The 23,659-nt window shown below is 72.3% G+C and carries 18 protein-coding genes; 17 read left to right on the forward strand and 1 reads right to left on the reverse strand.

Annotated features, from left to right (window positions below):
* Positions 1 to 330 precede the first annotated feature (330 nt).
* Positions 331 to 3,876 (forward strand): chromosome segregation protein SMC, encoded by a 3,546-nt coding sequence (gene smc, locus ABZ234_RS15920; protein WP_355012542.1) that lies wholly within the window; start codon positions 331 to 333, stop codon positions 3,874 to 3,876.
* 188 nt (positions 3,877 to 4,064) lie between these two features.
* Here the strand turns inward: smc and ABZ234_RS15925 are convergent, their stop codons facing one another.
* The gene (locus ABZ234_RS15925) at positions 4,065 to 6,713 is read right to left on the reverse strand and encodes a S8 family serine peptidase (RefSeq protein WP_355012543.1); all 2,649 of its coding nucleotides are present in this window, start codon (positions 6,711 to 6,713) and stop codon (positions 4,065 to 4,067) included.
* Between the two features lie 635 nt (positions 6,714 to 7,348).
* On the opposite strand from ABZ234_RS15925, the gene ABZ234_RS15930 reads away from it, so the two are divergent.
* The 16 genes from ABZ234_RS15930 to ABZ234_RS16005 all read left to right on the forward strand — a co-directional run bounded on the left by ABZ234_RS15930 (position 7,349) and on the right by ABZ234_RS16005 (position 23,609).
* Complete coding sequence (locus ABZ234_RS15930) at positions 7,349 to 8,350, forward strand: ABC transporter substrate-binding protein (RefSeq protein ID WP_355012544.1); 1,002 nt, start codon at positions 7,349 to 7,351, stop codon at positions 8,348 to 8,350.
* Between the two features lies 1 nt (position 8,351).
* Positions 8,352 to 9,386, forward strand: a complete 1,035-nt coding sequence (locus ABZ234_RS15935; protein ID WP_330158519.1) for an iron ABC transporter permease — start codon at positions 8,352 to 8,354, stop codon at positions 9,384 to 9,386.
* Between the two features lie 119 nt (positions 9,387 to 9,505).
* On the forward strand, positions 9,506 to 10,681 hold the full coding sequence (gene ftsY, locus ABZ234_RS15940) for a signal recognition particle-docking protein FtsY (protein ID WP_267946452.1): 1,176 nt from the start codon (positions 9,506 to 9,508) through the stop codon (positions 10,679 to 10,681).
* Positions 10,682 to 11,154: 473 nt separating this feature from the next.
* Positions 11,155 to 12,483, forward strand: coding sequence for an ammonium transporter (locus ABZ234_RS15945; RefSeq protein ID WP_267946451.1), 1,329 nt, complete (start codon positions 11,155 to 11,157; stop codon positions 12,481 to 12,483).
* Positions 12,484 to 12,876: 393 nt separating this feature from the next.
* A complete protein-coding gene (locus ABZ234_RS15950; protein WP_355012545.1) occupies positions 12,877 to 14,079 on the forward strand; it encodes a hypothetical protein in 1,203 nt (400 codons plus the stop codon).
* Between the two features lie 197 nt (positions 14,080 to 14,276).
* Positions 14,277 to 15,875 (forward strand): signal recognition particle protein, encoded by a 1,599-nt coding sequence (gene ffh / locus ABZ234_RS15955; protein WP_267946449.1) that lies wholly within the window; start codon positions 14,277 to 14,279, stop codon positions 15,873 to 15,875.
* A 244-nt stretch (positions 15,876 to 16,119) separates the two neighbouring features.
* The gene (rpsP, locus tag ABZ234_RS15960; protein ID WP_267946448.1) at positions 16,120 to 16,578 is read left to right on the forward strand and encodes a 30S ribosomal protein S16; all 459 of its coding nucleotides are present in this window, start codon (positions 16,120 to 16,122) and stop codon (positions 16,576 to 16,578) included.
* A gap of 1 nt (position 16,579) precedes the next feature.
* Positions 16,580 to 16,822: an RNA-binding protein gene (locus ABZ234_RS15965; RefSeq protein WP_073704564.1), complete on the forward strand. Its 243-nt coding sequence runs from the start codon at positions 16,580 to 16,582 to the stop codon at positions 16,820 to 16,822.
* 119 nt (positions 16,823 to 16,941) lie between these two features.
* The gene (gene rimM, locus ABZ234_RS15970; RefSeq protein WP_355012546.1) at positions 16,942 to 17,454 is read left to right on the forward strand and encodes a ribosome maturation factor RimM; all 513 of its coding nucleotides are present in this window, start codon (positions 16,942 to 16,944) and stop codon (positions 17,452 to 17,454) included.
* 11 nt (positions 17,455 to 17,465) lie between these two features.
* The gene (trmD, locus tag ABZ234_RS15975) at positions 17,466 to 18,230 is read left to right on the forward strand and encodes a tRNA (guanosine(37)-N1)-methyltransferase TrmD (RefSeq protein ID WP_355012547.1); all 765 of its coding nucleotides are present in this window, start codon (positions 17,466 to 17,468) and stop codon (positions 18,228 to 18,230) included.
* Positions 18,231 to 18,419: 189 nt separating this feature from the next.
* Positions 18,420 to 18,779, forward strand: coding sequence for a 50S ribosomal protein L19 (rplS, locus tag ABZ234_RS15980; protein WP_267950508.1), 360 nt, complete (start codon positions 18,420 to 18,422; stop codon positions 18,777 to 18,779).
* A gap of 67 nt (positions 18,780 to 18,846) precedes the next feature.
* On the forward strand, positions 18,847 to 19,722 hold the full coding sequence (lepB, locus tag ABZ234_RS15985; RefSeq protein WP_355012548.1) for a signal peptidase I: 876 nt from the start codon (positions 18,847 to 18,849) through the stop codon (positions 19,720 to 19,722).
* Between the two features lie 252 nt (positions 19,723 to 19,974).
* Positions 19,975 to 20,316: a DUF2469 domain-containing protein gene (locus tag ABZ234_RS15990; protein ID WP_267946444.1), complete on the forward strand. Its 342-nt coding sequence runs from the start codon at positions 19,975 to 19,977 to the stop codon at positions 20,314 to 20,316.
* 152 nt (positions 20,317 to 20,468) lie between these two features.
* On the forward strand, positions 20,469 to 20,834 hold the full coding sequence (locus ABZ234_RS15995; protein ID WP_330158512.1) for a YraN family protein: 366 nt from the start codon (positions 20,469 to 20,471) through the stop codon (positions 20,832 to 20,834).
* The gene (locus ABZ234_RS16000; RefSeq protein ID WP_355012549.1) at positions 20,834 to 22,357 is read left to right on the forward strand and encodes a YifB family Mg chelatase-like AAA ATPase; all 1,524 of its coding nucleotides are present in this window, start codon (positions 20,834 to 20,836) and stop codon (positions 22,355 to 22,357) included. The genes ABZ234_RS15995 and ABZ234_RS16000 overlap by 1 nt, the downstream gene beginning before the upstream one ends.
* Positions 22,358 to 22,439: 82 nt before the next feature.
* Positions 22,440 to 23,609, forward strand: coding sequence for a DNA-processing protein DprA (locus tag ABZ234_RS16005; RefSeq protein ID WP_267946441.1), 1,170 nt, complete (start codon positions 22,440 to 22,442; stop codon positions 23,607 to 23,609).
* Positions 23,610 to 23,659 lie beyond the last annotated feature (50 nt).

Genomic DNA, 23,659 nt, shown 5'->3' on the forward strand with positions numbered 1-23,659 from the left:
TTTCCGGGATGTTCCGTTCACCGGCGGGGGCGCCGAACGCGTCATCCAGGCGTCCCTGAGGAACCCGTCGGCCACCACGGTCCGGCGAGAGCCCGCACGCCGCAGATTTTCCTTTCCCTTGCGGCTTCCTTTACCGTTGTACCCGGCGGACCCTGTCACAACCCTCCGTGTCCGCCGGACATCCCCCCTCCCCCGATCCCGGCCCCGACCCAGGTCAGCGGCCGATTCCATCGGAGGACGTCGGCCGGAACCACCCCCCGCGGTCACCGCTTCGTGGCACCCTTGGATGGTCGTGCCGTGAATGGCAGGTGAGCGCCGTGGGAGGTGTGCGTGTATCTGAAGAATCTGACGCTGCGCGGCTTCAAGTCGTTCGCGTCGGCCACCACCCTGCGTTTCGAGCCCGGGATCACCTGCGTGGTCGGTCCCAACGGCTCGGGCAAGTCCAACGTCGTCGACGCGCTCTCCTGGGTGATGGGGGAACAGGGGGCCAAGTCCCTGCGCGGCGGCAAGATGGAGGACGTGATCTTCGCGGGCACCTCCACCCGCCAGGCGCTGGGCCGTGCCGAGGTCAGCCTCACCATCGACAACACCGACGGCGCCCTGCCCATCGACTACACCGAGGTCACCATCAAGCGGACCATGTTCCGCAACGGCGGCTCGGAGTACGCCATCAACGGCGACACCTGCCGCCTCCTCGACATCCAGGACCTGCTCAGCGACTCCGGCATCGGCCGCGAGATGCACGTCATCGTGGGCCAGGGGCAGCTGGACACCGTCCTGCACGCCGGCCCCGAGGAGCGCCGCGCCCTCATCGAGGAGGCCGCCGGCATCCTCAAGCACCGCAAGCGCAAAGAAAAGGCGATCCGCAAGCTCAACGCGATGCAGGGCAACCTCGACCGCGTCAACGACCTGACCGCCGAGCTGCGCCGCCAGCTCAAGCCGCTGGGCCGCCAGGCCGAGCTGGCCCGCAGGGCCGCCGTCATCCAGGCCGACCTGCGCGACGCGCGCCTGCGCCTGCTGGCCGACGACATCGTCACCCTCACCGAGCAGCTCGCCAAGGAGGAGGCCGACGAGAAGGAGGTCCTCACCCGGCGCCGGGCGGCGGAGACGGCCCTCGCCCGGACACAGGAGCGCGAGACGGAGCTGGAGGCCCAGGCCACCGCGGCCGCGCCCGCCCTCGCCCAGGCCTCCGAGACCTACCACGCGCTCTCCCGCCTCACCGAGCGGCTCGACGCCGTGCGCGGCCTCGCCGACGAGCGCCACCGCAACCTGGCCGACGTCGCGGACGAGCCCGTCCACCGCCGCGACCCCGAGGAACTGGAGACGGAGGCCGAGGAGGCCGCCGCCCAGGAGGAGGAGCTGCTCACCCGGCTGGAGGAGGCCCGCGAGGCCCTGGAGGCCACCGTCACCGAGCGGTCCGCCGCCGAGGACGCGCTGCACCGCGAGGAGAAGCGGCTGGAGGCCGCCGCCCGCGCCGCCTCCGAGCGCCGGGAGGGCCTCGTCCGCCTGTCCGCCCGGGTGGAGGGCCTGCGCGGCCGGCTGTCCTCCGACGAGGACGAGACCACGAGGCTGGAGGAGTCCGCCCGGCAGGCCGCGGAGCGCGCCCGGCAGGCGCAGGCGGAGTACGAGATGGCCGCCGAGGAGTCCGCGGGGCTGGACGAGGGCGACGCCGAACTCGACTCCGCGCAGGAACTGGCGGCCCGTCAGCTCTCCGCGGCCGACACCGACCTCAACCGGCTCCGCGATGCCGAGCGCACCGCCGAGGGCGAGCGTTCCGCCCTCTTCGCCCGCAAGGAGGCCCTCGAGCTGGGCCTGGCGCACAAGGACGGCGCGGGCCCCCTCCTCGACTCAGGCCTGCCCGGCATGCTGGGCGGGTTCGCCGCCCTCGTCCAGGTCGACCCCGGACACGAGACCGCGGTCGCGGCGGCCTTCGGCGCGGCCGCGGGAGCCGTCGCGGTGGAGTCCCCCGACACGGCCGTCGCCGCCCTCGAACTCCTCCGGGACCGCGACGCGGGCCGCGCGGGCGTCGTCGTCGCCGACGCCGTGCCCTCCGCGCCCCGCGAGACCTGGCCCGTACTGCCCGCCGGCGTCCGGTACGCCGTCGACGCCGTCGTGGTCCCGGACCACCTCCGGGGAGCCGTCACCGCGCTGCTCGACCGGACCGCCCTGGCCGACGACGTCCACGCGGCCCGCGCCCTCGTCGCCGCCCTGCCCGGGGTCCGGGCCGTCACCCCCGAGGGCGACCTGTTCACCGAGGCGCTGGTGCAGGGCGGCTCCGCCGGGGCGCCCAGCCTCCTGGAGGTCCAGGCCGCGGTGGACGAGGCGGGGGAGAAGCTGGAGGCGGCCACCGAGAGCGCCAAGCGGATCGCCGCCGAACTCGAGGCCAAGAAGCGCGAACGGGCCGACCTGGCCGCCCGGGCCGACGAGCTCACCGCCCGCCGCCGCCAGAGCGACCGCAAGCGCAACGAGTCCGCGCAGAGGCTGGGCAAGCTCGGCGGCCAGGCGCGTTCGGCGGAGGCGGAGTCCGAGCGCTACGCGGCCGCCGCGGCCACGTCCTCCGCCGCGAGGGACGAGAACGCCGAGAAGCTGGCGCGGCTGGAGGAGGAGCTGGCCGAGGCCGAGGAGGTGGCCGCCTCCATTGAGGAGGACGCCCCCGACGCGCAGACCCGCGACGAGCTCGCCGTCCGGGCCTCGCGGTCCCGGGCCACCGAGATGGAGCGCCGCCTGGCGGTGCGCACCGCCGAGGAGCGGGCCCGGTCGATCGCCGGGCGCGCCGAGCAGCTGCGCGCGCAGGCCTTCGAGGAGCGGCGCGCCATGGAGCGCGCCGTCGAGCGCCGCCGGACCCGCGCCGCGCAGGCCACCGTCGCCCGGGCGGTGGCCGAGAGCGCGCGGCTGGCCCTGGAGCGGATCGCCGTGTCCCTCGCGGCCGCCGAGAACGAGCGGGCCGTCGCCGAGGCCGGGAAAGAGGCGCGCGACGGCGAGCTGAGGACCGTGCGCGCCCGGGTCCGCGAGCTGTCCGTCGACCTGGAGAAGCTGACCAGCTCGGCGCACAGCGGCGAGGTGGCCCGCGCCGAACGGCGCCTGCGCCTGGAGCAGCTGGAGACCAGGGCGATGGAGGAGCTGGGCGTCGACGTGCCCACACTCGTCGCCGAGTACGGTCCGCGCGTGCCCGTGCCGCCGCCCGCCGACGCGGGCGAGGAGGCCGTGCCGCTGCCGTACGTGCGCGAGGTGCAGGCCAAGCGGGCCAAGGCCGCCGAGCGCCAGCTCAACCAGCTGGGCAAGATCAACCCGCTGGCCCTGGAGGAGTTCGCCGCCCTGGAGGAGCGGCACGCGTTCCTCAACGCGCAGCTGGAGGACCTCAAGAAGACCCGGCGCGACCTGATGGACATCGTCCAGGAGGTGGACGCCCGCGTGCAGGAGGTGTTCGCGTCCGCCTACCTGGACGTGGAGCGCGAGTTCGCGGCGATCTTCGGCCGCCTCTTCCCGGGGGGCGAGGGGCGCCTGCTCCTCACCTCGCCCGAGGACATGCTGACCACCGGCATCGAGGTCGAGGCCCGGCCGCCCGGCAAGAAGGTCAAGCGGCTGTCCCTGCTGTCCGGCGGGGAGCGGTCCCTGACCGCGGTGGCGTTCCTCGCGGCGATCTTCAAGGCGCGCCCGTCGCCGTTCTACGTGATGGACGAGGTCGAGGCGGCCCTGGACGACACCAACCTCCAGCGGCTGCTGGTGATCTTCGAGGAGCTGCGCGCCTCGTCGCAGCTGATCGTCATCACCCACCAGAAGCGCACCATGGAGGCGGCCGACGCGCTGTACGGCGTCACGATGCAGGGCGACGGCATCTCGCAGGTCATCAGCCAGAAGCTCGTGCGCCCGGCCTGAGGCCGGTTCCGGTCGCGCACCCCTCTCCGCCCGCCCGTGGCGTCCCCGCGGCCCGGGGGGGCGGACGGCGGTCGTCGCCGTGGTGCCCGCGTTCGTGTCCCGGCCCGGTCCGCGCCGGCGGGCCGGGGGCCGGACACGGCGGAGGCCGCCCTCCCCGGGGGGAGGACGGCCCCGTGGCGCGTGCGGGACTACCCGCGGTCGATGGTGATGACCGGGGAGGTCCAGGTCTCCCAGTGGTCCGGGTTGTCGGGGTCGCCGAGCGCCTTGAGCGCGCGGGCCTCCAGCCGGTAGGAGCCGTCCCTCACGTCGGTGATCCGGCCGTGCCTGTCCACGACCGTGCCGTCCCACGGGTAGCTGAAGAACGACGTCCTCGTCGCGCTGCGGTGCACGTGGTCCACCGACACCCCCACGTTGCGGTCGGGGTGGACGGGGCGGCCGGTGCGCTCGTCGATGACCACCATGTCGAGCCTGGTGACGTGGTGGTCGAAGTGCGCGATCACGTACGGCACGTCGGGAAGGCCGTCGACCCACTCCATCGTGTAGGAGGCGCCGTCCGGCTGGTTCTCGAACGTGCCGCCGCTGTCGCTCGCGCAGTCCAGGCCGGAGAAGGCCTCGCACTCCGTGATCCTGGTCAGCCACGGCAGGTCCGCGACCACGCCCGACCCGTCGCTGATCGGGGTCATGGCCTCGATCTCCTGGTAGTCGCCGTTGTAGGCGGCGTACGGGACCCGGTAGGTCTCCCCGCCGGTCTCGGACACGGTGACGTACCCGCCGTAGATCATCTGCTCGAAGTCCTGGGCGGGCGGGGTGACGGTGACCCGCACCTCGGCCGACCCCCCGGCGGGGACGGTCACCGAGTCGCTGTCGAAGGCCACCTCGGCGGAGCCGTCGTTGTAGCCGGGCGCGAAGGTGTCGCCGTGGGTGCCCAGGGCGGCCTCGTGGGAGAGCTCGTACGTGGCCTCTCCGTCACCGTCGTTGGTGATGGTGACCGTCTCGGTCACGGCCTCCCCGGTGGCGCCGAGGGACAGCTTGCCGGGGGTCACGGTGGTGGTGGCGAGCACGGAGCCGGGGACGTCCAGCATGCCCGCCCCCTGGCGGTGCACGTTGTCGGGGTGGCCCAGGCCGGGGTTGCCCCACCACGCCTTCGGGTCGGCGCTGTTCTGGAGGACGGTGCGCACCTCGTGCGAGTCCAGGTCGGGGCGCGCCTGCAGCAGCAGTGCGACGCCGCCCGCCACGTGCGGCGACGACATGGAGGTGCCGCTGATGGTGGCGTAGCCGCCCTGGTCCATCGGGTACGTGGAGTTGATCAGGCCGCCGGGGGCGCCGATGTCCGGCTTGAGGGACAGGTCGGCGGCCAGGCCGAAGGAGCTGAAGGAGCTGATCAGCCCGCCGGTCGGGTTGGGGATGGTGATGTCCTCGCCCGTCCAGGTGAGGGTGACGGGCTCGTCGCCCTCCAGGAGCTCCAGCAGGTGGGCGCCGGCCTCGTCGGAGACACCGATCGAGAAGGCGCCCCGGTCGACGATGCCGCCGCCGGCGAACATGCCGGGCACGTTGTTGTACATGACGACGCCGGTGGCGCCGGCGTCGAGGGCCGCGTCGTACTTCTCGGCGAAGGTGCACTCGCCGCGCACCATCAGGGCCGTCCGGCCGTCCAGGTCCGCGACCTCGTCGCCCAGGGCGGTGCAGCCCCGTCCGACGTGGACGAGCTCGTCGGTGTCGCCGGAGGCGGGCGGCGGCTCGGCCGCGCCCATCTCCATGTAGGCGAGGGCCTCGCCGCTCGGGTTGGCGGTCACGGACGCGGCCTGGATGTGCGTGTTGTCGAAGGAGGCGACGCCGATCACGTCCTCGCCGAGGCCGGGGGCGCCCGCCGAGTACAGGCCGGTGGCGCCCTCGTTGCCGATGGAGGCGACGACGACCATGCCCTCGTCGACGAGGTTGTCGGAGGCGACGGCGGTCGGGTACTGGGGCCAGGAGTGCGAGGAGCCGATGCTCATGTTGAGCACGTCCATGTCGTCCGCGAGGGCCTGCTCCATGGCGGCGATCATGATGTCGGAGGTGGTGGACCCCGTGCAGCCGAACACCTTGTAGGCCCCGAACTCGACGGCGGGCGCCACACCGGTGACCCCGCCCTCGGCGCCGACGATCCCGGCGACGTGCGTGCCGTGCCCGTTGCAGTCCTGGGGGTCGTCGTCGGGGACGGGGACGGACGCGGGGTCGCCGGCGTTGAAGTCGTCGCCCACGAAGTCGTGCCCGACGACCACGCGGTCGTTGGGGAACCCGCCCCCGCCCAGGTCGGGGTGGGTGTAGTCGACGCCGGTGTCCATGATGGCCACCCGGAGCCCCTCGCCCGTCAGCCCGAGTTCGTTCTGGGCGATGTCGGACCCCGTCATGGGGAGCGCGGTGTCCAGGTCGGGGACGTTCTCGCCGGTCTCGGGGATCCGGTAGGTGAGGACGGGGTGGATGGCGCTCACGCCGGGGATCTCCCGCGCGGTGCCGACCTGTGTGTCGTCCATGCGGACGGAGAGGCCGTTCCACAGCTCGCTGAACGAGTGCCGTTCGGTGTACTCCAGGCCGTGCTCCTCGGCCTCGGCCCGGAAGTCCTCGTGCTCGCCGTCCACCGTCGCCGGGGAGGTGCCCTCGGTGGTGGGCGGGCTCTCGAGCTCGATGAACCACAGGCCGTTGGCCTGGTGGGTCAGTTCACCGTTCTCGGAGGAGGGCGCGGGATGGAGGGGGGCGAGTTCGGAGACCTCGTCGGCGTTCGCCGGTGTGGAGGCGGCGAGGCCCGCCACGAGTGTCAACCCGGCGAGCGCCGCCAGGCGTGATCGGTGGGGTACCACCTTGTCAACACATCCCTTCTCGGTGCACGCCGCTGGACACCGGGGGAGCGGAATACCCCACTAAGGACATATGTGGTGCTCAGGGGGATACGCCGCTTCATGTCCTTGTTCGTTTGATCGGCGCGCATAGCAACGAGATCATTGCCGTGTGCCATGAATGTGTCAATGTTCGCGAAGACTCAATATGGCCACATGGTGGAGCCAAGTTGCACCAGGGGTTGATGTTTCACGAGAGGTTCATAAACGGACATGAATTCACTTTTTCCTCGTACTGGGATAAAAGGAATTCTGGTACGGAGTTCCGTCGCTCTGCGCAGGCCCCTGTCCGTGCGGGGCAGATGCGGGGAAGACGCAGGCCGGGGCGGCCACCGGCCCGCCAGCGAGGAGCCGGGGGGACGCGAGTAGGCTGGGGACGTCGGGCCGCCTCCGGGCGGCCCGTCCGGTGTCGAAGGAGCGAAGTCCGGTACAGCGGCCCTGCGGGGCCGTCCAATCCGGCGCTGTCCCGCAACTGTGGAGCCCCGCCCCGGCGGGGACGAGCCAGGTCGCCTCCCGGCATCGACTCACCCGTCCTCGTGGGAAGGACAGGCCAGTCTCCGCCAGGACCGTGCTCCTTCCCCCGTCCCGCAAGGAGCACCGTGCGGATCGCACGCCCCTTCCCCGCCGTCCTCCTCGGAGCCGCCCTCACCCTGACCGCCTGCGGCGGCGGGGCGGAGAACGGTGAGCCCGAGGCCGAGCCGACGACCGACGCCGCGCCCGCCTCCTGCGGCGCCCCCGAGGCCGATCCCGACCGTCCCACCGTGGGCGACGGCACCTTCCCCGTCACCCTCACCGGCGCCACGGGCGACGTCACCCTCGAGGAGGAGCCCCGGCGGATCGTCTCCCTGTCGCCCAGCCACACCGAGATGCTCTTCGCCATCGGCGCGGGCGACCAGGTCGAGGCCGCCGACGAGTACTCCGACTACCCGGAGGAGGCCCCCACCACGGCGCTGAGCGGCTTCGAGCCCAGCGTCGAGGCCGTCACCGAGTACGACCCGGACCTGGTCGTCCTCGCCCGCAGCGCCGAGGACACCGCCTCCCAGCTGGAGACCGTGGGCATTCCCACCCTCGTCATCGACGCCGCCCAGGACCTGGAGGACACCTACGCGCAGATCCGCCTGCTCGGGGACGCCACCGGCCGCACCGCCGAGGCCGACGCCGAGGCGGACCGGGTGGAGAGCGAGTTCAACGCGGTCGTCGAGGGCGTGTGCGACACGGCCGACGGCGCCGGGCTGACCTTCTACCAGGAGCTCGACGAGACGTCCTTCTCCGCCACCTCCGAGACCTTCGTCGGGCAGATCTACCGGTCCTTCGGGCTGGTCAACATCGCCGACGCGGCCGACGACGGCTCCGCGGGCGGGTACCCGCAGCTGTCACAGGAGTACATCGTCGAGGAGAACCCCGACATGGTCTTCCTGTCCTACGGCGACGAGTCCACGGTCGAGGACGTCGCCGGGCGCCCGGCCTTCGACACCGTCACCGCCGTGCGGAACGACGCCGTCTACCTGCTCGACGCCGACATCGCCTCCCGCTGGGGACCTCGCGTCGTCGACTTCGCCGAGCTGGTCGGCGAGGCCGTGACCGAGAACGCGGGGAACTAGCGTGAAGGGCGGTGTCGGCGTCCCCGTCGGCTGGGCGGCCGTGGGAGCGGTCGCGCTGGTCGCGGCCGGCCTCTTCGGCATCTCCGCCGGAGCGGCCTCCCTGTCGGCGGCCGACATCGTCCGGCACCTCCTCAGCCTCCTGCCGTTCGGGGTGGAGTCGCCCCTGACCGAACGGCAGGCGGCCCTGCTCGTGGAGCTGCGCCTTCCCCGCGTGGTGATGGGCGCGATCGTCGGCGCCCTCCTGGCCACGGCGGGCGGCGCCTACCAGGGCGTGTTCCGCAACCCCCTCGCCGACCCCTTCCTCCTCGGCGCCGCCGCCGGGGCCGGGCTCGGTGCGACCCTGGTCATGGTGTTCGGCCAGGAGCTCGGCGGCTCGCCGCGCGCCCTGGTCCCCGTCGCCGCCTTCGTCGGGGCCCTGCTCGGCGTGGCGGCCGCCTACCTGCTCGGGTCCACCGCGGGGGGCGGTGGCACGGCCTCCCTCGTCCTCGCGGGCGTGGCCGTGTCGTCCTTCCTCTCCGCCGCCCAGACCCTGGTCCAGCAGATGGGCGTCGACCAGCTCCAGCGCATCTACGCCTGGCTGCTCGGCGGGCTGGGCCGCGACGGGTGGAACGACGTCCGGCTGATCGCCCCCTACGCGGTGGTCGGCCTGGCCGTCCTCCTGCTGTGCGGCTACCTGCTCGACATGCTCGCCCTCGGCGACGACAAGGCGGTCAGCCTGGGCCTGAACCCGGCGGCGGTGCGCATCGTGGTGATCGGCGCGGCGTCGCTGGCCACGGCCGCCGCGGTGTCGGTGAGCGGGCTGATCGGCTTCGTCGGGATCGTCGTCCCGCACGTGGTGCGCCGGCTGGTGGGGTCCAACTACCGGGCGATCCTGCCGGTGACCGTGCTGTTCGGCGGGGCCTTCCTCGTCCTGGTGGACATCGTGGCCAGGACCCTGGTGTCCCCGGCCGAGCTCCCCATCGGCGTGGTGACCGCTTTTCTCGGCGCGCCCTTCTTCGTTCTCATCCTGCGCACCACGCGCCACCGCAGTACCTGAGGCGCGACGGCGCGGGCACTCGCGGCCACCGGCCGCGGACCCCGCGCACCGTTCGTTCCCGGCACGCCACCCGGCCGTGACGCGAACGCGTCGAACACTCTGGGAGACTGGTGCACGCTATGGACATCACCTTGATCGCCGCCATCGTCATCGCCGTCGTGCTCCTGGCCGTCGGCGGGTTCTTCCTGGTCAGGACCCAACGCCCGGTCAAGCCGGGCAAGGAGGAACCCGGACCCGAGACCACGGGGGCCGCCGGGGCGACCGCCGTCGAGGAGGACCGGGACAGGGACTCCGGAACCGTCCGCACGCCTCCCTCGCAGGCCCCGCCGGAGGCCCCGGCCGCCGAGCCCGCCGCGCCGGAGCTGGAGACCCCGCCGCCCTCCGCGGGGCGCATGGTGCGCCTGCGCGCGCGGTTGGCCCGGTCGCAGAGCTCCTTCGGGCAGGGACTGCTCAACCTCCTCTCCTCCGACACCCTGGACGACGACGCCTGGGAGGAGATCGAGGACACCCTCATCACCGCCGACATCGGCGTGGCCTCCGCCTCCCAGATCGTGGAGAGCCTGCGCACCCGCGTCAAGGTGCTCGGCAGCCGCGGCCACGACGAGGTGCGGGCGCTGCTGCGCGAGGAGCTCCTCGCGCACATCCGCACGGACGCCGACCGCACCGTGCGAACCGAACCCCACAACGGCCGCCCCGCCGTGATCATGGTGGTCGGGGTCAACGGCACCGGGAAGACCACGACCACCGGCAAGCTGGCCCGGGTCCTGGTCGGCGACGGGCGCAGCGTCGTGCTCGGCGCCGCCGACACCTTCCGCGCCGCCGCCACCGAGCAGCTCCAGACGTGGGGCAGCCGCGTGGGGGCCCCGGTCGTGCGCAAGGAGGAGGGCGCGGACCCGGCGAGCGTGGCCTTCGACGCCGTCTCGCGCGGCATCGAGGAGGGCGCCGACACGGTCATCATCGACACCGCCGGGCGCCTGCACACCAAGACCGGCCTGATGGACGAGCTGGGCAAGGTCAAGCGGGTCGTGGAGAAGAAGTCGCAGGTCGACGAGGTGCTCCTGGTCCTCGACGCGACGACCGGGCAGAACGGCCTGCGCCAGGCCCGGGTGTTCGGCGAGGTCGTGAACGTCACGGGCATCGCGCTGACCAAGCTGGACGGCACCGCCAAGGGCGGCATCATCGTGCAGGTCCAGCGCGAGCTGGGCGTGCCGGTCAAGCTGGTCGGGCTCGGGGAGGGGCCGGACGACCTGGCGCCCTTCGACCCCGAGGTCTTCGTGGACGCCATCCTGGGCTGAGGCGGCTCCCCCGTCGCCGGGGCGGATCCGCGAGCGTGGCCGGGCACCCGACCGGGTGCCCGGCCACAGCCGTGTCCGCACGGCGCGAACCCGGCCGTACCCGGACACCGGCGCCGCGGCGGCCCGTTTCATGCGATCGACACGCCGGTGAAACACCGAGCGCCGCCTACTTGACGGCGCCGTCCCCACGGGCGTGAGATCTGACCGAGAGTGACCATTTGGTCCTCCTCGGCTGATGTGACGGGGGTCGCTCTGTGCCGGTGCACGTGCGTTCGGGCGTGCTGGGGGTTCGGTTCATGGTGCGTTAACACTTCTGGCTGTCCTTTTACCCCTGCGCAACACGTCGGGTCCCGGGGAGAAACACCCCGGTCGGACAGTTGCCTGCGTGGTGATCTGCATCGGGCCCGATGATGCGCTCGCTGACCGCCGCCCTCACAGACACAATCCCCCGCCCGTCCTACGGAGGCGACGTAATGATTGACACCGGCAACACGGCGTGGCTGCTCATCAGCGCAGCGCTCGTGATGCTCATGACCCCGGGCCTGGCCTTCTTCTACGGAGGCATGTCGCGGGCCAAGAGCGTCCTGAACATGATGCTGATGAGCTTCGCGAGCATCGCGATCGTCAGTGTCCTCTGGGTCGTGGTGGGCCACTCGCTCACCTACTCCGACGGCGGTCCGCTCAACGCGTTCATCGGTGGCTTCGACTACGTCGGGCTCAGCAACCTGATCGGCGAGATCGAGCCCGCGGCCGACGGCGAGGGCGGCTACCCGCTGCTCGTCGACGCCGGCTTCCAGATGATGTTCGCGGTGATCACCGTGGCCCTCATCAGCGGCGCGATCGCGGACCGCGCCAAGTTCGGCGCCTGGATGCTGTTCGCCCCGGTCTGGGCCCTGCTCGTCTACTTCCCCGTCGCCCACTGGGTCTGGGGCGACGGCTGGATCGGCGGCCTGACCATCGGCGGCTACGAGGTCATCGACTTCGCCGGCGGCACCGCGGTCCACATCAACGCCGGCGCGGCGGCGCTGGCCCTGACCTTCGTCCTCGGTCGCCGCAAGGGCTTCGGCTCCGAGTCGATGCGCCCCCACAACCTTCCGTTCGTGCTGCTCGGCGCGGCGCTCCTGTGGTTCGGCTGGTTCGGCTTCAACGCCGGCTCCGCCTACGCCGCCAACGAGACCGCCGCCCTGGCCCTGGTCAACACGCAGGTCGCCACCGCCGCCGCCACCGGGGCCTGGATGCTCGTCGAGCGCCTGCGCTACGGCAAGGTCAGCGCCCTGGGCTTCGCCTCCGGCGCCATCGCCGGCCTGGTGGCCATCACCCCGGCCGCCGCGAACGTCACCCCCCTCGGCGCGATCGCCGTCGGCGCGCTGTCCGGCGCCGTGTGCGCCTACGCCATCAGCTGGAAGTTCAAGTTCAAGTACGACGACGCGCTCGACGTCGTGGGCATCCACATGGTCGGCGGCATCATCGGGTCGGTGGTCCTCGGACTCGTGGCCGCGGGTGTGGTCGGCGGCTCGGACGGCCTGCTCTACGGCGGTGGCATCGGCCTCCTGGCCGTCCAGGTCGTCGCGGTCGTCGGCGTCATGATCTACTCCTTCGTCGTCACCTGGGTCATCGCCAAGGTCATCGACCTCGTCGTCGGGTTCCGCATCACCGAGGAGGTCGAGACCAACGGCCTGGACCACGAGCTGCACGCCGAGTCGGCCTACGCCTTCGAGGAGCTCGACGAGATCGAGGCAGAAGCTGTCTCCCCGCCGACGCCTCCGGGCGGGGAGGCGGCCTCACCGCAGGTCAAGGCCTAGTCCTCAGCGTGGAGGCCGGAGGCCCTGCACCGTTGACGCGGTGAGGTGCCAGGGACCGGCGGGGAGAGATCCCCGTCGGTCCCGTTTCTGTTTTCTATAGTGCTTCGTGGCATATATGGGCATTCATAGGCCGGTATTGGCCGTGGCCTGCGTGTTGGTTCGGTACCCTCTGAGCGGTGCGGCTGTCATGCCGCGGGACGGGTGCGCCCGGCCGGGGACGCCGGCCGAATCACAGGTGCGTATCGGCGCCCTTCGGGCGGCGCCGGGGTGAAACCAGGCGCCGCGCATCCGCGTCCCACGCCAATGACGGGTCTCGGGCCGGTCGTCCCGCCGCCCACCCGGAAACTCACGCTGATTCGTACAGTGCCCCACAGGTCGGGGTCAGGAGGCAAGATGGCGCCGGTTAGTCACTTCAGGGGTCGCAGGGCCAGGCGCTCCGCGCTTGCCGCGACGAGCGCGATCGCCGTTCTCGGCTTGACGGCGTGCTCCATCGACCTGAGCAGCCTGCGCCCCGGCGGGGGCGAGGAGGAGCCCAGTCCCGAACCCGCCGAGCCGGTGGCCGCGGCTCCCCTCCTGGAGAGCGCGCTGGCGGACCTGGCCGCCTACCCGGCGCTCACCGCCACCGGGCAGGTCGCGGAGACCGTCGGCTCCTCCGAGGTTCGTGACGCCTCGCTCACCGTCGCCGACACCGGCGCGACGAGCGGGACCATCCGGGCCAATAGCGTCGAGGCGGACGTGCTCGCCGCCGACGGCAAGCTCTTCATCCGCGCGGTCGAGGACTTCTGGCTCGACCAGGGCGTCTTCGGTCCGGACTTCGACGACTTCAACGAGAACTGGGTGCGCTCCTCGGCGGCCCATGCCGGGCTCAACCCCAGCACCACCCTGGCCCCGCCGGAGCTCTCCGCGACCCTGGCCGCGATCGAGCTGGACTCGGAGGAGGCTGTCGAGGAGAACCTGGACGGCACGCTCACCTACCGGATCGACCTCGCCGGCGAGCGCAACCAGGTCTGGATCAACGCGGAGACCGAGCAGGTCCAGCGCATCGCCGTCGAGGAGCTCGTCCCCGAGGGCGCCGAGACCGGCCCCCAGGTCCGGCTGGACCTGGCCGAGGCCGACACCGCAGCCGTCGAGGAGCTCTACGACGGCATCATCACCACGGCCGAGGACGACCTGACCGGGTCCCGGGACGCCCGGATCGAGGTGGGCTGGGACGGCAACCCCGAGATGAACTGCGAGGACGGGCCCAACTGCACCTGGTCGGGAACGGTGCGGGACGCGGGCGGCGACGGCAGCGGCGAGGTGACCGTCCGCATGGACGTGACCTTCACCAACGCCGACATCGGCGAGCAGACCTGCGACGACGGCGGCACCCTGGAGGCGGGCGCGACCCTGGACCTCTCGTGCAGCGCCGACTACAACATCGTCAGCTCCACCCAGCAGACCTACACCATCGACGGTGAGGCCCAGCTGTCCACCCGCGGCCTGACCGGCGGCCAGCAGGAGGAGATGCTGGCGGCCCTCGCCGAGCAACGCGAGGCCACGCTGGCCGGCGGCGCCCCCTCCGAGGAGGAGTCCGCGGAGGACGGGGGCAACTAGCGCCCCGCGCCCCCGCCGGTCCGCGGACCGGCGGCCGGGTACGGGCGCGGTGGCGGAGACAGGCGACGACAGGGAGGGCGGGGCGCACGGGCCCCGCCCTCACCCCGTTCCCGGCCCCGCGGCCTCGGACTACTGTCCGGCGGCGGTGGGCGGGTAGGCTGGGAAACCACTTACGAGACGAAGGACTGGCCAAACTCGTGTTCGAGACGCTTTCCGACCGGCTGACATCGGTCTTCTCCTCGCTGCGCGGCAAGGGGCGGCTGTCCGAGGAGGACATCAACGCGACCGCGCGGGAGATCCGTCTCGCGCTGCTCGAGGCGGACGTCGCGCTGCCGGTGGTCCGCGAGTTCATCTCGCGGATCAAGGAGCGCGCCCGCGGCGAGGAGGTCTCCAAGGCCCTCAACCCGGCGCAGCAGGTCATCAAGATCGTCAACGAGGAACTCGTCGAGATCCTCGGCGGCGAGACCCGGCAGGTGCGGTTCGCCAAGAACCCGCCCACCGTGATCATGCTCGCCGGCCTCCAGGGCGCCGGTAAGACCACCCTGGCGGGCAAGCTCGCCAAGTGGCTGTCGGCGGACCGCAACACGCCGCTGCTGGTCGCCGCCGACCTCCAGCGCCCCAACGCCGTCACCCAGCTCCAGGTGGTCGGTGAGCGCGCCGGGACCCCGGTGTTCGCTCCCGAGCCCGGCAACGGCGTGGGCGACCCGGTCGAGGTCGCCCGGGCCTCCGTCGAGCACGCGCGCCGCAACAACCACAACGTCGTCATCATCGACACCGCGGGCCGCCTCGGTGTGGACACCGAGATGATGCAGCAGGCCGCCGACATCCGCGACGCCGTCAGCCCCGACGAGATCCTCTTCGTCGTCGACGCGATGATCGGCCAGGACGCGGTCAACACCGCCCAGGCCTTCCTCGACGGCGTCGGCTACGACGCGGTCGCGCTCACCAAGCTCGACGGTGACGCCCGCGGCGGTGCGGCACTGTCCATCCGGCACATCACGGGCCGTCCGATCATGTTCGCGTCCACCGGCGAGAAGCTGGAGGACTTCGACCTCTTCCACCCGGACCGGATGGCGTCGCGCATCCTGGACATGGGTGACGTCCTCACGCTCATCGAACAGGCGCAGCGCACGTTCGACGAGGCCGAGGTCGAGAAGATGGCCTCGACCATGGCCTCGGACGACGACTTCACGCTGGACGACTTCCTCCAGCAGATGTCGATGGTCCGCAAGCTCGGCCCGATCGGGAACCTGCTCGGCATGATGCCCGGCATGGGGCAGATGCGCGACCAGATCGACAACATCGACGACAAGGACCTGGACCGCATCCAGGCGATCATCCAGTCGATGACGCCGGGCGAGCGGGCCAACCCCAAGTCGATCAACGGCTCGCGCCGGCTGCGCATCGCCAACGGCTCGGGTACGCAGGTCAGCGACGTCAACGGCCTGGTCACCCGCTTCTTCGAGGCGCAGAAGATGATGCGCAAGATGAAGAACGGCGGGATGCCGGGCATGCCCGGGATGCCCGGGGTCGGCGGCGGCAACCGCAAGAAGGCCAAGGCCCAGGCCAAGAAGGCCAAGAAGGGCAAGCAGCGCAGCGGCAACCCGATGAAGGCCCGCCAGCAGGAGGCCGAGCGCGCGGCCGAGCGCCAGAAGCGCCAGGAGGAGGGCGGCCAGCAGATGCCGCAGCTGCCCCCGGGCCTCGGCGGAGGCGGCGGCGGGCAGCCCACGCTCCCGCCCGGTTTCGGCGGACCCAACATGCCGGACCTGTCCAACTTCAAGCTGCCCAAGCAGTAGCGGAGACCACAGGCGGCCCGTCCCCGGCGAGGGGGCGGGCCGTTCGCGTCGGCGGGGCCACGCGGGCGCCTGTGTCCTGTCCGAGGAACACGCTCGCGTCTGGCACAATGAGTAGTCGACTAACGGTGGACGGGTCAGCCCTCTAACTAACCCGCCACCCACGTCTTGCCTTGGCGGGTACTGCAACCCCACGTGGTTTCGCCGCCGGGCGCCGAACACCGTTCATCGGGAGAAGACCACTCCAGTGGCTGTCAAACTGAAGCTCAAGCGTATGGGCAAGATCCGTACGCCCCAGTACCGCATCATCGTCGCCGACGCCCGCACCAAGCGTGACGGCAAGGCGATCGAGGAGATCGGCAAGTACCACCCCAAGGAGCACCCGAGCCTCATCGAGGTCGACTCCGAGCGGGCGCAGTACTGGCTGTCCGTGGGGGCCCAGCCCTCCGACGCGGTCAAGGTCCTCCTGCGCAAGACCGGCGACTGGCAGAAGTTCAAGGGCCTTCCCGCTCCGGCTCCGCTCCAGGTCGCCGAGGCCAAGGACCCCGAGGCCAAGGAAGCCGCCTTCCAGGCCGCGCTGAAGGAGCTCGTGCTCCCCGGCGGCGAGGGCAAGACCAAGGCCAAGAAGACCGAGAAGAAGGCGGAGAAGGCGGCCGACAAGCCCGCCGAGACCGCCGAGGCCGAGAAGTCCGAGGGCGAGGCCTGACGTGCTGGAAGAGGCGCTTGAGCACCTCGTGAAGGGGATCGTTGCGAACTCCGACGACGTCCAGGTGAGAGCCAAGCGGCTCCGCAAGGGCAAAGTCCTGGAGGTCCGGGTCCATCCCGACGACCTCGGCAAGGTGATCGGTCGCAACGGCCGCACCGCCAAGGCACTCCGGACCGTGATCGGCTCCCTCGCCGGGGGCCGCTACGTCCGAGTGGACCTGCTGGACCTGCACGAAGTGCGCTGACGCGCCTCTTGGGGCGCCGACCACGACCGGTCGGCGCCCCGTAGTTGTGCCCGGGGCACCTGCCCCGGGCACAGTTTTCCCGTCTCCACGGTGGGACGGGCGGAAGGACGGAACCTCCCATGCGACTCGTTGTGGGCCGGATCGGCCGCGCGCACGGTATCCGGGGCGATGTCGCCGTCGACGTGCGGACGGACGACCCGGCGGCCCGCTTCGCCGACGGCACCGTGATGGAGACCGACCCGGCCGGAGCCGGACCGCTCACCGTCGCGTCCAGCCGTCGCCACAGCGACCGGCTGCTGGTGCGCTTCAAGGGGGTCGCCGACCGCGACTCCGCCGAGGCGCTGCGCGGCACCCTGCTGTTCGTGGACTCACGGGACATCGCCCCCCTGGACGACCCCGACGAGTTCCACGACCACGAACTCATCGGCCTGGCCGCGGTGACCACCGGGGGCGAGGCCGTCGGCACGGTCGACGACGTGCTCCACCACGCCCAGGACGTCCTGGTCGTCGCCACCCCCGGCGGCGGCGAGGTGCTGGTGCCCTTCGTCGCCGCACTGGTGCCCGAGGTCGACGTGGCCGGGGGCCGGATCGTCATCGACCCGCCGCCCGGCCTGCTCGACCTCGCCGACTGAAGGGGCGCGCAGTGCGCATCGACATCATCAGCATCTTCCCCGACTACTTCGCCCCCCTGGACCTCTCCCTGATCGGGAGGGCACGCGCCTCGGGCCTCCTCGACGTGCGGGTCCACGACCTGCGCTCCTGGACGCACGACAGGCACAACACCGTGGACGACACCCCCTACGGGGGAGGCCCCGGCATGGTCATGAAGCCCGAGCCCTGGGGTGAGGCGCTCGACGAGGTCGTGGCCGGGGCCCCGGCCCGCCTGATCCTGCCCACACCCAGCGGCCGCCCCTTCCGGCAGGCGGACGCCGAGCGCCTGGCGGGGGAGGAGAGGCTGGTCTTCGGGTGCGGGCGCTACGAGGGCATCGACTCCCGGGTGGCCGCGGACGCCGCCCTGCGGATGCCGGTCGAGGAGGTCAGCATCGGCGACTACGTCCTCAACGGGGGCGAGTCCGCGACGCTGGTGATGGTCGAGGCGATCACCCGCCTGCTGCCGGGTGTTCTCGGCAACACCGAGTCGGCGGTCCAGGACTCCTTCGCCTCCGGCGGCATGGAGAACCTGGTCGAGGGGCCGGTGTACACCAAGCCCGTCATGTGGCGGAACCAGGAGGTGCCGCCCGTGCTGCTGTCCGGCAACCACGGGGCCGTGGACCGCTGGCGCCGCGACCAGGCGCTCCGCAAGACCGCGCGCAACCGGCCGGACCTGGTCGGCGCCATGCCGGAGGAGGCCCTCGACCGGCGTGACCGGGAGGTCCTCGCCGAGGAGGCCGTTCGGGAAGCCACCTGACATGTGGCAAACTGGGTGGGTTCCCCCTTGGTGACCCATGGCATCCGCATGCCGGCGGCACGACGTCGGCCTCTGTGACGGTCACCGGGTGGTCCGAATGTCCAGACCCGTACGGGCCCTCGCCCGCGCAACCCTCCCCGCACCACGCCGGGGACAGGGCGCGGAGCGCTATCGATGAGGAATCGCGAGATGCACACCGCCATCCAGGAGCTCGAGAAGGCTCAGCTCCGCACCGACGTCCCCGAGTTCCGCCCGGGTGACACGCTCAACGTCCACGTCCGCGTGACGGAGGGCACCCGCACCCGTGTCCAGGTCTTCAAGGGCGTCGTCATCCGCCGTCAGGGCTCGGGCAACCGCGAGACCTTCACCATCCGCAAGGTGAGCTACGGCGTGGGCGTGGAGCGCACCTTCCCGATCCACACCCCGGCCATCGAGAAGTACGAGGTCGCCGCCCGCGGCCGCGTGCGTCGCGCCAAGCTGTACTACCTGCGCGACCTGCGCGGCAAGGCCGCCCGCATCCGCGAGCGCCGCGAGCCCGTCTCCAAGTAGTCTTCCGCTCCCTTTCGGAGCCGAACGGCCCTCTTCCCGCACGGGAGGCAGGATAGGCTTCGGCTCGATGAGCAAAGACGAGAGGGATCCCGGCGCGGACGGGGTCCAGGACGAGGATTCCGCCCGGCCCGGCCCGGAGGAGCGAAGCTCCACCACTGGCTCCCGAGTCCCTGAGGACTCGGGAGCCAGTGGTGTCTCCGAAGTCGTTGGTCAGGAGCCGGAGGAGAAGGCGGACGCCGAGATGAGCAAGTCCCAGAGCAGTGAGAAGAAGGGGTCGTTCTGGAAGGAACTCCCCATCCTGATCGTGATCGCCGTGGTGTTGGCGTTCGTGATCAGGACCTGGGTGATGCAGGCGTTCTACATCCCCTCCACATCGATGGAGAACACGCTGCTCGTCGGCGACCGGGTGCTCGTGAACAAGGTCGTCTACCAGATCCGCGACATCGAGCGCGGCGAGGTCGTCGTCTTCAACGGCAACGGGTCGTGGGACGACCCGAACACCGTGACCGTGCCCGAGCCGACCAACCCCGTCGCGGGCGCCTTCAGCTGGGTGCAGCAGCAGCTGGGCGCCGCGCCCACGGGCAAGGAGTACATCAAGCGGGTCATCGGGCTCCCCGGCGACACCGTGGAGTGCTGCGACGAGCAGAACCGCATCCTGGTCAACGGCGTCCCCCTGGAGGAGGACGCCTACCTGTACCCGGGAAGCGTGGCCAGCCACACCGAGTTCGGCCCGGTCGAGGTGCCCGAGGGGCACCTGTGGCTGATGGGGGACCACAGGGCGATCTCCTACGACTCCCGCCTCAACCAGAACAACCCCGGTGGCGGCGCCGTCCCGATCGACCACGTGGTGGGCCGGGCTTTCGTCATCATCTGGCCGTTCAACCAGGTCGGCGGTCTGGGCGTTCCGGAGAGCTTCGAGGCCGTCGACGCCGCGGCCGGGTGACGCCGTGACGGGTCCCGGTCCGAAGACGGATCGGGACCTCCGGAGGGTTCCGGTGACCGATCCGTCGAAGGAAATCTGTTCCACGGGGCCCAGAAGTCCGTTCCGTGACGCATGATGGATCTCGGAGCGTCTTGATGTCCCCCCGACGCGTGGGTCCTCCCACGCGGGGAACAACCGGGGCGGTGGCGGTGTACACGTGATGAGGAGACCGGCACACCACGACCGGAGAGTGCGACGAAAGCGAGCGCGTGGATGAGTTCTGAGGACCTGGAGAAGTACGAGGCCGAGATGGAGCTCCAGCTCTATCGCGAGTACCGGGACGTCGTCGGGCTGTTCAGCTACGTCGTGGAGACCGAGCGCAGGTTCTACCTGACCAACAACGTCGACCTCCAGCCGCGTTCGACCGAGAACGGGGAGATGTACTTCGAGGTCGTGATGGAGGACGCCTGGGTCTGGGACATGTACCGCCCGGCGCGGTTCGTCCGCAACGTGCGCGTGGTGACGTTCAAGGACGTCAACGTCGAGGAGATCCAGAAGTCCGACCTGGAGATGCCTCCCGCGGACGGCGGCCGGGGCGGTCCCGAGCTGCCCTGACCCGAACCGTGCCCCGGGCATGACCGGTCCCCGGGGCGGCTCCCCGTCGCGGCCCTCGTGCCCGGGGCAGCGGCCGGTTCGTCCACAGGAACGAACTCCCCCTGGCGCGCCGGACGGCGATCACCCACCGTTGTAACGGGAGGTGGTCGACCGTGGACAGGTGGGCCGGATACCGGAGGACACTGGGCGGACGCGGGGAGGACCTCGCCGCGGTCTTCCTGCGGAGCGCGGGCATGCGGGTGGTGGACCGCAACTGGCGGTCGCCGTCGGGGGAGATCGACATCGTGGCCCGCGACGGACCGGTCCTGGTCGTCGCCGAGGTCAAGACCCGGACCTCCGTGCGGTACGGGCACCCCGTGGACGCCATCACACCCGACAAGCGGCGCCGTCTGCGCCGCCTCGGGAGGGCGTGGGCGGCCCGGCACCGGGTCCCGGCCGCGTCGCTGCGGGTGGACGGCGTCTGCGTCCTGATCACCGGCGGGCGCGTGTTCGTCTCCCACGAGCGGGGGATGACGTGATGACCCTCGCCCGCGCCCACTGCATCACTCTGCTGGGGGTCCAGGGGCACATCGTCGAGGTGGAGGTGCACCTGGGCGGCGGCGACCCCGGGGTGACGCTCGTGGGGCTCCCCGACGCCGCGCTGCGGGAGGCCCGGGACCGCATCCGCGCGGCCGTGGCCAACAGCGGCGAGGAGTGGCCCAGCGGCCAGATCACCATCAGCCTGTCCCCGGCCAGCCTCCCCAAGGCGGGCAGCCTCTTCGACCTCGCCATCGCCGCCGCCGTGCTGTGCGCCACGGGCGCGGTGCCGCCGGACCGCCTGGCGGGCACCGTCCTCATCGGCGAGCTCGGACTCGACGGGCGGGCGCGCCCGGTGCTCGGCGTCCTTCCGGCGATGGTCTCCGCCACCGAGCAGGGCTACCGCGGGTTCGTCGTGGCGCGCGGCAACGCGGCCGAGGCCCGCCTGGTCCCCGACGTGGAGGTGACCGCGGTGGGCAGCCTGATGGACCTGTGCCAGTGGCTGCGCGGGGAGTTCTTCCTGGAGGAGGCCGCCGGGCCGGAGGCGCCCTGTGCCCGGGAGCCGGACGACCCCGGGCCGGACCTGGCCGACGTGCTGGGCCAGCCGGTGGCGCGCCGGGCGGTGGAGGTCGCCGCGGCGGGCGGGCACAACCTCATGATGCTCGGCTCCCCGGGCACGGGCAAGAGCCTGCTCGCCGAGCGCCTGCCGACGGTCCTGCCCGGACTGCGCCCCTCCGAGGCGCTGGAGGCCACGGCCATCCACTCGGTCGCCGGGATGCTCCCCCGGGGCTCGCCCCTGGTCACCCGGCCCCCGTTCGCCGCCCCGCACCACACCTCCTCCCGGGCGTCGATCATCGGCGGGGGCAGTGGCCACCCCGGGCCGGGCTGGGTGTCCAAGGCCCACCGGGGAGTGCTGTTCGTGGACGAGGCGCCCCAGTTCGGGAGGGGGGTGCTGGACTCCCTGCGCGAGCCGCTGGAGCGGGGGGAGGTGGTGTTGGCCCGCGCCTCCTCCACGGTGACCTTCCCCGCCAGGTTCCAGCTCGTGATGGCCGCCAACCCCTGTCCCTGCGCCAGGCCGGGCAGCATGTGCACCTGCCCGCCGGGGGAGCGGCGCAGGTACTTCTCCCGGCTGTCCGGGCCGCTGCTGGACCGGATCGACCTCAAGGTCGACCTGCAACCCGTGACGAGGGCCGAGCTGCTCGCCGACCGCGCGTTCGCGGAGTCCTCCGCCGTGGTCGCCGCCAGGGTGGAGAGGGCGCGCGCCCGCGCGCTCGCACGGCTGGCGCACACGCCCTGGACCACCAACGCGGCGATCCCCGGCGCGCGGCTGCGCCGGGACTTCCCGGTCGAGCCCGCCGCGCTGCGCGTCCTCGGACGGGCCATGGACGCCGGGCAGATCAGCGCCCGCGGGGTCGACCGGGCCCTGCGGGTCGCGTGGACGCTGGCCGACCTCGCGGAGCGGGACCGCCCGGGGGAGGAGGAGACCGCCTATGCCTTCGCGCTGTGGACCGGGCGGGCGTGGTGAGGCGGGGCGGCGATCCGCGCCCCGGGGTGCGGGCCGGTGCGCTCCGGAGGGGTGCAGCGGACACGGGTGGAAGGGGAGCACGGTGACCGTACGGGACTGGCAGGGGGAGGCCGACGCCCGGGCGCGGGCCTGTCTGACGGCGGTCGCGCCGCCGGGGGACCTGTGGCTGGGGGCGATGCTCGCCGAGCACGGTGCGGCCGGGGTGTGGGCGGGGCTGGTGGCGGGGGAGCCCCCGCCGTCCGTGCCGGTGGAGGAGGACGAGGACCCCGACCCGGAGGCGTGGGCCCGGCTGCGCCGCCGCTGGGACGGGTGGAGCGCGGCCGCCGCCCGGGTCGACCCCGACGGGCTGCTCGGTGAGTCCGCGGCGGCCGGGATCCGGTTCGTGGCGCCGGGCGACCCCGAGTGGCCCGGCCGGCTGGACGGCCTCGACCTCCCCGGCGGTCGCCGCTCGCACGGATTGTGGGTACGCGGCGGCGGGGACCTGCGCAACCTGTGCCTGCGCTCGGTGGCCGTGGTGGGCGCGCGCTCGGCCACGGCCTACGGCGAGCACGTGGCGGCGGAGATGGCCTACGAGCTGGCGGAGCAGGACGTGGTCGTGGTCTCCGGCGGCGCGTACGGGATCGACGGCGCCGCGCACCGGGCCGCCCACGCCAACGGGAGCACCGTGGTGGTACTGGCCTGCGGGCTGGACGTGGACTATCCGCGCGGCCACGCGGGCATGTTCGCGGACATCGCGCGGACCGGGGTGCTGGTGAGCGAGAGGCCGGTCGGCGCCACGCCCCGGGCCAAGGACTTCCTGATCCGCAACCGGCTGATCGCGGCGCTCACCCCGGGAACGGTGGTCGTGGAGGCGGGCAGGCGCAGCGGCGCGCTCAACACCGCCTCGCACGCCGTCGAACTCCACCGGGTGCTCATGGCGGTGCCCGGTCCGGTCACCTCCGCCATGTCGGTGGGCTGCCACGTCCTCCTCCGCGACTGGCAGGCGGGCTGTGTCACCTGCGCCGACGATGTCGTCGCCCAGGTCGGCGCGGTGGGGGAGCTGCCTCCGGAGAGCGGACCGGTGCGGGTCTCGGCCCACCTCGACGCGGAGAGCGCCCGGGTGCTGGAAGCGGTACCCCGGGCGGGGGCCGGTCCCGCGGTGGTCGCCGCCGCGAGCGGGACCTCCCTGGACGTCGCGATGCGCTCCCTGGGGCTGCTGGCCGCGGCGGGGCTGGTCGAACGGTGCCGGGCCGGATGGCGGCTGCCGCGCTGACGGAGGAGGCCGCGGCTCCGTGCCCCGCAGCGGGGCGGACCTTCGACCGT

Source organism: Nocardiopsis sp. NPDC006198 (genome assembly GCF_040613895.1).
Classification (GTDB): Bacteria; Actinomycetota; Actinomycetes; order Streptosporangiales; family Streptosporangiaceae; genus Nocardiopsis; species Nocardiopsis tropica.

Bases quoted from the DNA above. Each gene is read 5' to 3' on its own strand.
- ftsY (WP_267946452.1), top strand. From the start codon at position 9,506: ATGGACATCACCTTGATCGCCGCCATCGTCATCGCCGTCGTGCTCCTG.
- ABZ234_RS15945 (WP_267946451.1), top strand. From the start codon at position 11,155: ATGATTGACACCGGCAACACGGCGTGGCTGCTCATCAGCGCAGCGCTC.
- ABZ234_RS15950 (WP_355012545.1), top strand. From the start codon at position 12,877: ATGGCGCCGGTTAGTCACTTCAGGGGTCGCAGGGCCAGGCGCTCCGCG.
- rimM (WP_355012546.1), top strand. From the start codon at position 16,942: ATGCGACTCGTTGTGGGCCGGATCGGCCGCGCGCACGGTATCCGGGGC.
- rplS (WP_267950508.1), top strand. From the start codon at position 18,420: ATGCACACCGCCATCCAGGAGCTCGAGAAGGCTCAGCTCCGCACCGAC.
- lepB (WP_355012548.1), top strand. From the start codon at position 18,847: ATGAGCAAAGACGAGAGGGATCCCGGCGCGGACGGGGTCCAGGACGAG.
- ABZ234_RS15990 (WP_267946444.1), top strand. From the start codon at position 19,975: ATGAGTTCTGAGGACCTGGAGAAGTACGAGGCCGAGATGGAGCTCCAG.
- ABZ234_RS16000 (WP_355012549.1), top strand. From the start codon at position 20,834: ATGACCCTCGCCCGCGCCCACTGCATCACTCTGCTGGGGGTCCAGGGG.